Origin of the sequence: Desulfonatronospira sp. (assembly GCA_003563255.1) — a bacterium.
In the GTDB taxonomy this organism is placed as follows: Bacteria; Desulfobacterota; Desulfovibrionia; order Desulfovibrionales; family Desulfonatronovibrionaceae; genus Desulfonatronospira.
Window position 1 is genome coordinate 1 of record PWSL01000056.1, and the last position, 3,316, is coordinate 3,316.

Sequence of the window (3,316 nt, forward strand, 5' to 3'; positions counted from 1 at the left end):
GTTGAAAAATCGCTTGAATTATGTGGAGTAAATTATTTAAGATATGATGAAAAATAAGGGGAAGACAATAATTTTGGACAACTACTTCACATAATTCAGGACTTCACATAACATGTCTTATGTGGAGCTCCACATAAGACATGGTTGCCCATAACTGCGAAACCCAGCACGTCAACAAAGTAAAGCCTGCTCAGTCTTTTGATAAGCCCCAGCAGGCAGTCCTTGTCAGTGTCTTTAATTGGCAGGCCTGCCAGGGCAGTACGAGATATGACGTGGTTCACCCGGTTAAATAAGATTTGAGCCTATTTAAATGACTGCTCAAATCTTAGCTTGAGGCGCACAGGGCATACCATGGAAGATAGCTGTTACTGAAATCACGTGCAGTAATAATAGGATAGATACTTAAACCTCAAGCTATTTTACCGGGTAAACAGTTTGACGGTCACTGCGGATGAAACGGGCTATGCGGGGCATGAGATACCTCCTTTATGGCTGGTGGTTGAGCTGTTGGAAGAATGGATAGCATAAGCTGAAATCAAACTCAATAAGAGACTGTCCCCTTCTTCCATTGCATCACCTGTGTTCGTAAAGGTTACTGTTGCAGTGAAGCTTTCTCCTACTTGTATATCATCAAAACCCACCACACTTGTTATCTCAAAGAAAGGCTGATCTTCTGGAGGTTCTGGATCCAGCAGCCTGTCGATAAAATAATCCAGGTCATGGAAGTTGAAGCTGGGATTAATATCACCAGCAAGATTGAATATCCCGTGTTCGGTAAAGTTTCCAAATGCAAGGACATCCTGGTTGTCTATTTCCCTCTCGATCACCCGGCCGGAGAAGACCTTGAACTCACCATTGGCGAATTCATTATTGATTCTCCAGTGATCATAGGGATCAGGCTGATCGTTGTCACCGGTATCCCACTCATCCTGGATAACTTCACCGTTTTTGCCGACCAGTACTACAAATTCTGCACCTATTACTGATACATCACCACCCAGATCCAGGTTGGGGTATCTTGCGAAGAAATAATCGTCAGCGTCACGTACATCATTACCCAGAGTCAGCCAGTAGTTCAGAGCACTTTGCAGCTCATCCGAACCGAAGCTGTAAAATGAATCTGTGGGAGTAAGAACGTCTCTGTTCAGAATATCTGCTTCTTCGGCATCTTGTTCACTGCCAGGATCCTGGAGAAGATCCCAGAGGTCAGAGAAGTCCATATATGTTGTGGAATTATGCTGTCCACCGCCATCTCTTACCCAGTCATCTATCCTCTCAACACGTCCGTCAATCGGGCTGAGCTCACGCATGGAAACAGTGGTGTAAGGCACATGGCCGTCCCTTACATTGTCATCCCCATCAAGGGTGGGATTAATAGACAAACCACGACCGTTGGCAACCTCATCACGATAATTGTCGCCTCTGAAGTCAATATTCCAGCCCAGCCATCCAAAGTTAGAATGGGACAAAATGGTGTTATAATCAAAGTGATTGTCATTCACTATCACATCAGTTCTAGAACCTCTTCCTCCGGGAGTAACTACGACGTCGTGGCCACGACCCAGGTTGACCTCGTGCTGGCCGGTTATATCAAATCCGTCGTCGCTAAAGGTATTGCCAAAGATATCCAGACTGTCGGCATTATACTGTATCCACTCCAGGAAATCATTGATGTTGTCTGCATCTAGCGCTGCACCGGGATTACCGGCAAAGTCAGGACTGGTTGCCCCGTCTCCACTACGGAAATCTGGAGCATCATTGGGATCAGTCCCGGTGATCTCTCCGTTAAACCTGGTCCCGTCCAGACCAACATTGCTTTGCGGTCCGAAGTAAGCCTGCCAGGCATCTACCAGTTGACGGGCATCAGCCTCGGTCATCACTCCAGCCAGTGCCGGAAAGTTGAGGTAGCTGTCGGGCCAACCGTCATAATTACCCTGAGGATTATAGCCTGTTACTCCGGGAGCTCCACCTACTCCGCCTGCAAAGCGAGTGCTCTCAAGGTTGGTAACCGGACCACGGACATCAACACTAAAGGTTTGATTGGAGAAATCTCCACCGGTATTCAAAATGATATCAAGTCCGCCACCATCGGCATCCTCATAATCGACCAGGGCGGCAAGGTCCGGACGGCTGTCAATGGCGTCCCTAACTGCCTGCTTGAGCTGAGCGTTGGTGGTGGTAAAATCATTCCTGTTCCAATCGATTGCTATCCACTCGGATTCCAGGCCTGCCAGGGTGACCTGGAGATGACCGCCGAAGAAAAAGTACTCAGCACCGGTGTTTTGATAAATAGTCTTTTCACCAGTATCAATATTGCAGAATTCCCTGTGGCCGTTCAAGAAGACGGCGTCATTGCCGGTTCCAGTACGAATATCTGTGATGGGGCCATCCCAAACCTGTGTCGGGGGTACGGCACTGATGACCACTGTATCGTCACCATTACCGGTCCTGATAAGCGTATTCTGGCCGTCAACGCCAGCTGCCTGACCATAATTGACATTAATAGTGTTATCACCATTATTGCCAATGATGCTCAAACTGGTGTTCTGCTGAAACAAGGCGTTGTCAAAAACATGCAGATCCAGAGTGTCATCTGTATTACCCAGCTCGTAGGTGTAATTATCAGGTGACTGAATCACTGCATAGTTGACGGTCAGGGTGCCCAGGAATTCCGAAGCATCAAAATTAACCACATCCAGCATGGAATAAGCAGGAGTATTGCTGTTGCCGATGGTCAGATCAGCAAAAGTCTCTCCGTCCACGTAGTCCGGATGGGTATAGATGTTTACAGTTTCCAGACTGTTTTCTGCTTCCTCTCTCACTCCATGGGGTGCGCCGAGCAGGTAGGCCAGAGAACTGGGCTTGGACTCATCGCCACGGACATAGACATCAAACTCTTCAAAGCCCTTGGTGTAATTGTCTCCACCGACGATCAGTCCACCGCCGTCTGAACCACGACCGACTTTTTCGAGTTCTATGTTGATCTTAAGTTCCTGCTCCTCTTCGCCTCTGCGCCCAAATGGTATCGTCTAAAACTGTCCTTTTGTGTGCCTGATCTGGATTGGTGAATGAGATATGCTGCTTTATTTTTTGGAATCGGCAAAAAATCGATTCAGGAAGATTATTTAGAAGGACAAAAAAAAAGGTCACACCATGACAGTGTGACCTTATGTGGATGGGAAAGGTTTATTGTTATTATTGTGCTGCTCTGTTTACGAGCTCACTGAATTCTTCCAGGGACTGGGTTTTATAAACCTTTCTGGTTAAGGTCCGCAGGCTATCGATTGATTCAATAGATTTGATTGTGACCTGCAAA

Annotated in this window: 1 protein-coding gene and 1 pseudogene; both read right to left on the reverse strand. The window is 47.0% G+C overall.

All coding sequences use genetic code 11. The features are described from left to right. Nucleotides 1-461 precede the first annotated feature (461 nt). Complete coding sequence (locus tag QZP87_RS01715; protein WP_291321195.1) at nucleotides 462-2,822, reverse strand: hypothetical protein; 2,361 nt, start codon at nucleotides 2,820-2,822, stop codon at nucleotides 462-464. 373 nt (nucleotides 2,823-3,195) lie between these two features. Continuing rightward, a pseudogene (locus tag QZP87_RS01720) lies at nucleotides 3,196-3,316 on the reverse strand (transposase); the annotation flags it as partial.